6 protein-coding genes and 1 pseudogene are annotated in these 5,557 nt (G+C 41.4%); 3 read left to right on the top strand and 4 right to left on the bottom strand.

The genetic code is table 11. The features are described 5' to 3' along the window. Positions 1 to 270: 270 nt before the first annotated feature. A pseudogene (locus BK127_RS41445) lies at positions 271 to 465 on the bottom strand (recombinase family protein); the annotation flags it as partial. Between the two features lie 264 nt (positions 466 to 729). Here BK127_RS41445 and BK127_RS45440 point away from each other — a divergent pair. From BK127_RS45440 to BK127_RS45430, 3 genes are read left to right on the top strand one after another with little or no spacing between them, the layout of a single operon-like run. Further along, positions 730 to 1,143: a hypothetical protein gene (locus BK127_RS45440; protein WP_256711702.1), complete on the top strand. Its 414-nt coding sequence runs from the start codon at positions 730 to 732 to the stop codon at positions 1,141 to 1,143. A 12-nt stretch (positions 1,144 to 1,155) separates the two neighbouring features. After that, positions 1,156 to 1,545 carry an IS3 family transposase gene (locus tag BK127_RS45435; protein WP_256711701.1) on the top strand — a complete coding sequence of 130 codons (390 nt, stop codon included), beginning with the start codon at positions 1,156 to 1,158 and terminating at the stop codon, positions 1,543 to 1,545. Positions 1,546 to 1,601: 56 nt separating this feature from the next. Continuing rightward, entirely contained in the window at positions 1,602 to 1,874 is a 273-nt protein-coding gene (locus tag BK127_RS45430; protein WP_256711700.1) for a hypothetical protein, read from the top strand. A gap of 18 nt (positions 1,875 to 1,892) precedes the next feature. Here the strand turns inward: BK127_RS45430 and BK127_RS41430 are convergent, their stop codons facing one another. From BK127_RS41430 to BK127_RS41420, 3 genes are all read right to left on the bottom strand, one after another. Continuing rightward, complete coding sequence (locus BK127_RS41430; RefSeq protein ID WP_076238470.1) at positions 1,893 to 2,372, bottom strand: pentapeptide repeat-containing protein; 480 nt, start codon at positions 2,370 to 2,372, stop codon at positions 1,893 to 1,895. A gap of 318 nt (positions 2,373 to 2,690) precedes the next feature. After that, on the bottom strand, positions 2,691 to 2,945 hold the full coding sequence (locus BK127_RS41425; protein WP_076238469.1) for a hypothetical protein: 255 nt from the start codon (positions 2,943 to 2,945) through the stop codon (positions 2,691 to 2,693). A gap of 599 nt (positions 2,946 to 3,544) precedes the next feature. After that, a partial coding sequence (locus tag BK127_RS41420) for a 3-keto-alpha-glucoside-1,2-lyase-like domain-containing protein (RefSeq protein WP_076238468.1) occupies positions 3,545 to 5,557 on the bottom strand: 2,013 nt, incomplete at its 5' end.

Raw genomic sequence — 5,557 nt, 5'->3', positions numbered from 1 at the left:
AAACAAATTCATACACTTGTTGTTTTTCTCGGTTAGAACGCAGCACGAAGAACACCATCCGTTCTATAATTAGTTACTTATATTATACAACATTAACGCGGTGCCGTCTTAAACAATTCAGACATAAAGAAGGCTATCGAGACTTTCTCGACAGCCTGAGCATCTTTAATCAAGATGCTTCACCAATTATTAACCATCCTATGAAATTATCTTCCGTTTTTCCAATTCATGATACAACTCAGGTTTTGAAACGCCTGTTAATTCAACGATCTACGTCAACGAATATTCCTTACTATCGTAAAGCTTCATCGCTTGTTTGATTTTCTTGTCATCTGTCTTAGGTCTGCCACCTTTTCTACCTCTTGCTCTTGCCGCGGTGAGTCTTAAAAGCGTTCTTTCGCTAATAATATCGCGCTCTAGCTCAGCTATAACTGCAAGCATACGAAACATTGCTTTACCTACTGCGGTTGTAGTATCGACTTAGAAAAATTTGTCTGTTGCTTTTAGAGAAATCTTACCGCTACCTCATTTAATTCTATTTTTCGTGTTTTCATAAATTTTCAATATCATATACGATTGGAAAGTGTAGACTATCGGCGGCATAGCAAAAAGAAAACCACAATACGAGGGTGAACTGTAACCCGTAAGGTGGACACTTGAAAAAAAGTGACCTCTTACGGGTTTTTGTGCTTTAATCATACTATCGAGAATACATGGGGAATGAATATCATGAGGAAAATCAGAACAGGATTTACTGAAACAGAGATCAAGCTACTGGAATCCAATCCGAACGTAAGCCGCGTATCGGGGAGAAACATCTCGTATGCTCCAGCTTTTAAACTCGCAGCAGTGCAAGCTAACACGGCGGGAGAGCCGCCAATGGAGATTTTTTTGAAAGCAGGCTTTAGTATCGAACTCGTTGGCCAGAGAACACCTACAGAAAGCCTCTATCGCTGGAGAGAGACCTACGCTAAGTACGGTGAGGCTGGCTTGTTAGAAGAGCGCCGAGGCCTTGGAAGTACAGGTAGACGATCAAAAACGGAATCATCAGCGGAAGAGAAGCTGCAACAAGCGGAAGCTCGGATTAAACTCCTCGAAGCGGAGAACGAGCTATTAAAAAAGCTAGAAGCGCTCGAAAGGTGAAAAAGTAAGGAGTTGACGCCTTCCGAGCGCTTTCAGCTCATTCATCAAACGATTCGTAAGCATGATTTACGACGTTTAACACGTTACCTCTGTCAGATTGCCGAAGTAAGTGCAGGCGGCTATTACCGTTGGAGTAGTGCCGAGGAGTCGCGTCAACTGCGAGAGACAGCCGATCAATACGACTTTCAGCTTATTAGGGAGCATTTTGAAGCGTTGAACGGGAAAGCAGGCGCATTGGTTATCAAAATGAGGCTGGAGAAATTGAATGGCATTGTCATGAATCATAAAAAGATTCGTCGTATCATGCGCAAGTTTGGGTTAGTAGCTACGATCCGTCAAACCAATCCCTATCGCAAATGGCTAAAGCGACGCAAGAACATCGTACATGTCCTAATCTCCTAGAGCGTCAGTTTGATCAAGGAGAACCAGAGAAGGTCCTCCTTACAGACATCACATACATGCGCTATGGTAGCGGTCAGTGGGCATATCTTTCTTGTGTGAAGGACGGTGCTACGAAGCAGATTCTGGCACACTATCTATCTTCAACGTTGGAGCTATCCTTGGTTGAACGGACAATGGCTCGCCTACTCAAACGATTGGATGGAAATATTCATCCAGATGCCATCTTCCATTCTGACCAGGGTATGCACTATACGCACCCGAAAACCCGCCTCCTCATCGCCGAAGAAGTTACAGTTCAAGGGTTAGTCGCATTGTGGCTGCCAAATTAATTGTTTGTATCTGTTCTGTTAGCCTTCGATTGCACGGTGTTTTAAAGGATCAAAGCCATCAGGCCAAACTGTAAATTCATTAAACAATGACCCTTTTAAAATAGATTCATCCAACCTCTCACAAAACATAATAGTATTATAAAGCCAAGCGCCAGTAAAATTAGCGTTCCAGACATCAGCTCCTGTTAAATCAGAAAATGATAAATCAGCTTCCATTAAGTCTGCTCCATTTAGTTTGGAGTTAACCAATCGCACGTTCTGCAAATGTGAATTTCGTAGATATGCTACCATTAACAAAGCGTTTGATAAATCAGAATTGTCAAGTACCGAGAATTCAATTTCTGCTCCACGTAAATTGGTACCTACTAATGTTGACCCACTTAGATCTTCATGACTGAGAATTGCTCGATGTAGGTCCATTCCATTAAGATTTACGGACTTCAATGTTTCTGAATCAATCTCAATATCCCCAATTGTATGAGTTCTGATTATCACCATTTCCATTCTCCTTTTATCTATGACCCCAATCTACTGGATCAATTTTCACATCATTCCAATCTCTAAATTCTTCTGGTTAACTGAACTATCTGACTTTTTAATTCGTCTGTAGATGTAATCTTTCTTTGAACATCGTAGATTCGCTCCTGTCTGATATCTTTATTCTACTAGCCCTCAATTTATCTGTCCAACTTACTATAGCCGATCCACGGGAGTCTCCAGTATCCGTTATCCCACAATACGCGCAGTGATGATCAAAAAACTGTTTAATAGTGTACCAATCTTTATGAGATAATTCTTTTAGAGTAATTAATTCCATCATGTCCCTACAATCTGGTAGTTCATTCTTGAAAACATGCGGGTACCTATTGTCTTTTTCTTACGGGCATGTTTAACGGGATTCTTGCCACCCACTTTTAAATCCCCTTTAATAAATGGTGCTTTTTTATATTTATTAACAATGTTATACGCAAATTGATATCTGATCCACATAATTCTTGCAATTTCCGCAATAGGCACTCCTTTGTCATGTAAGTTTCGAATCTCCGCAGATTTCGTATTATTTTTACTCATTCATAGACACCTCACTAATAATATTAATATTTACTCTATCTTATCGCATTTTGGATTAGAGCATAAGTAATTGAAATATGTGATAAAGAGTGTGTTAAGAATGATGGTGGCATTCTTCGCTAACCAGTAACAAGATTTAGCTACAGGCCAATACTTCCGCATCTTCAATTATTGAAATAAGAAAATAAAACGGCTTCATCACACCTCGTTGGATACGGACTAAGGACTTCTTCCTCCTCCTCTCTCCATACACACAAAATTAAATAGGCGTTCACCCAAAAATAGAGTGATCGCCTGTTTAATAAAATTTGTTGGATGACAAATTGGTATTGAAATGAGGAAAGCCAGCAAACACAAATGTTTGCTGGCATTTCATGAAAATAATAATGACAAATAAAGTGTTGAAATGGATTACTGGGTAAATTGTTTAAATTACAAATTAGTTTTGAAATATATCTGACAAACTTTTGAAAACAAAAGTCTCTTCTAAGTTCTTTGATTAAGTCACCATAACCCGCTATTCGACAATGAGAAATTACAAAGCTGTTCCTCTCAGCCGTTTCATGGCTTTAGGGACAGATCCTTTTGGTCACCGAACGTTACTGGTTAGAAGACAGAACCAAGGCGTCATCAAATGATACATCTACAGAGGTGGTTCTGAATCCGATTTTCCCTGTTGTCAATTCCGTCACAGGATTGGTCCATTCCGTCTTTAAAGCTCCATCCACATAACCTTTTATGGTATTGCCTTGAATGGAAGCCTTGATCGTATACCACTGGTTCGCCTGAGCTGTGAAAGGAGTGCTGGATACCAGGGTCAGCTGTCCATTCACAGCTTTATGCAACTCCAATTTTTGATTCCATACATTTATGCGATACATATAATAATTATCCGCATTCTGCACCCTGAAGACGATGCCCGCATTCGCATTGGTGATGGGCATTTTCACTTTACCCTCATATGTATAGTCCGTCCAAGAATCACCGGCTGTAATAAGCCCAGTAGTCGAAGCACTCTGGAACAAGGTTTTCGTACCCGCTGTCACCACACTCCATGAACCTGAAGATGACGTCCATCCTGTCATATTTCCATCTTCAAAATTATCGTCCAATCGAATGATTGGGGACACAATGGCATCGTCAAAATGGACGACCATCGAGGTGGTGCGGAATCCGATCCCACCTGTGGTCAATTCCGTTACGGGATTGGTCCATTCCATTTTTAATGTTCCGTCCACATAACAGGAAATTTTGTTCCCCTCTATAATCGCCTTAACTGTATACGACTGCTTCTCAATGGCTGCGAAAGGAGTGCTCGTTACAAGCGTCATTTGTCCATTGACGGATTTATACAACTCCAACTTCTGATTGGATGAATTAATTCGATACATATAATAATTATTAGCGTCCTGAACCCTGAAGACAATGCCTGCATTGGCATTGGTAATGCCCATTTCCACTTTGGCTTCATAGGCGTAATCCGTCCATGAGCCGCCAGGATTGGCGACAATAAGGGATGTTGTTGTCTGACTGCCGCTGGACAGCATTTTATTCTTGTCGACTGTCGGTACGGTCCAGTCACCTGAAACGGATGTCCATCCCGTCGTATCTCCGTCTTCGAAATTGTCACTAAACAACGGCTTGGTATTGGCAAACATGATACCACTTACATTGTCATTTAATACGCTAACTTTCCCTTTGGTGACATTTCCGGAAAGTCTGGATTGCTCAGATCCTACCTCGCGAAGATTAATGTTCTTTAATACAACATTGTTTACATTGCCGGAAGTACTGGTAGAAACTGTAAGCCAATGATTCCCGAATTGATTGATACCGACTCGTTCGATATCGATATTTTCAAACGTAATATTTTGAGCGTAACCTTCCTCCGGAAGCGTATTATTTGTGTAACCATGATCAACCAGCAATGCCCTTGCGCTTTGATACACATATGAATTTCGGACGGTCACTCCGATCTGCGCCTGGGCTACCCCCTGGCCAATTTTGAAAGCCGCGCATCTTGTCCAAGCAAATGCGTCATCAAAGACTACATTTTCCAAATGTTCAAGCGCTCCAGGCCATCCGCTAGACATTCCCGTCTGCAACCAGGTTTTCGTAGAATAAGTGTCATCATCCGATATGGCAATTGAATGTTTAACAAGCACATTCTGACTCTCGTTTATATCGATAACATCATTTTCGATTTTGTATAAATCCTGGAATCCCTTGAGATTTTTTATTGTAACATTGTCGGAACGAACAACCATGAACGACCAGAAACCGGCATCCCGCAATATTAAACCATCAAAAGCAAAATTTGTGGTTGCGAGCGGGACCAACAGGTTATTCAATAATCCTTCATTTTTATTCGGTGCTGGCATTTTTCGCTCTCGCATCGCTATGCCTTTTCCATCAATAGTCCCCCGTCCCCGTATGGTGATATCACTGGAGTTTACGGCAGTACGAATAAAATACGTTCCATCCGCATTTCGTGAATCCTTCCGAAAATCAATCCCATAGTCTTCGCCCATGCCAGTGCCGACAATGACAGCGCCTCCAGCCAGGTAAAAGGTCACATTGCTTTTCAAAGTCAGGTTCCCGCTCTTATAGAC

It is taken from the genome of Paenibacillus sp. FSL H7-0331, from assembly GCF_001956045.1.
This window is presented reverse-complemented; position numbering and strand designations above follow the sequence as displayed.

Coding starts and splice junctions, on each gene's coding strand:
- BK127_RS45440 (WP_256711702.1), top strand. CDS start 730: ATGAGGAAAATCAGAACAGGATTTACTGAAACAGAGATCAAGCTACTG.
- BK127_RS45430 (WP_256711700.1), top strand. CDS start 1,602: ATGCGCTATGGTAGCGGTCAGTGGGCATATCTTTCTTGTGTGAAGGAC.
- BK127_RS41430 (WP_076238470.1), bottom strand. CDS start 2,372: ATGGTGATAATCAGAACTCATACAATTGGGGATATTGAGATTGATTCA.
- BK127_RS41425 (WP_076238469.1), bottom strand. CDS start 2,945: ATGAGTAAAAATAATACGAAATCTGCGGAGATTCGAAACTTACATGAC.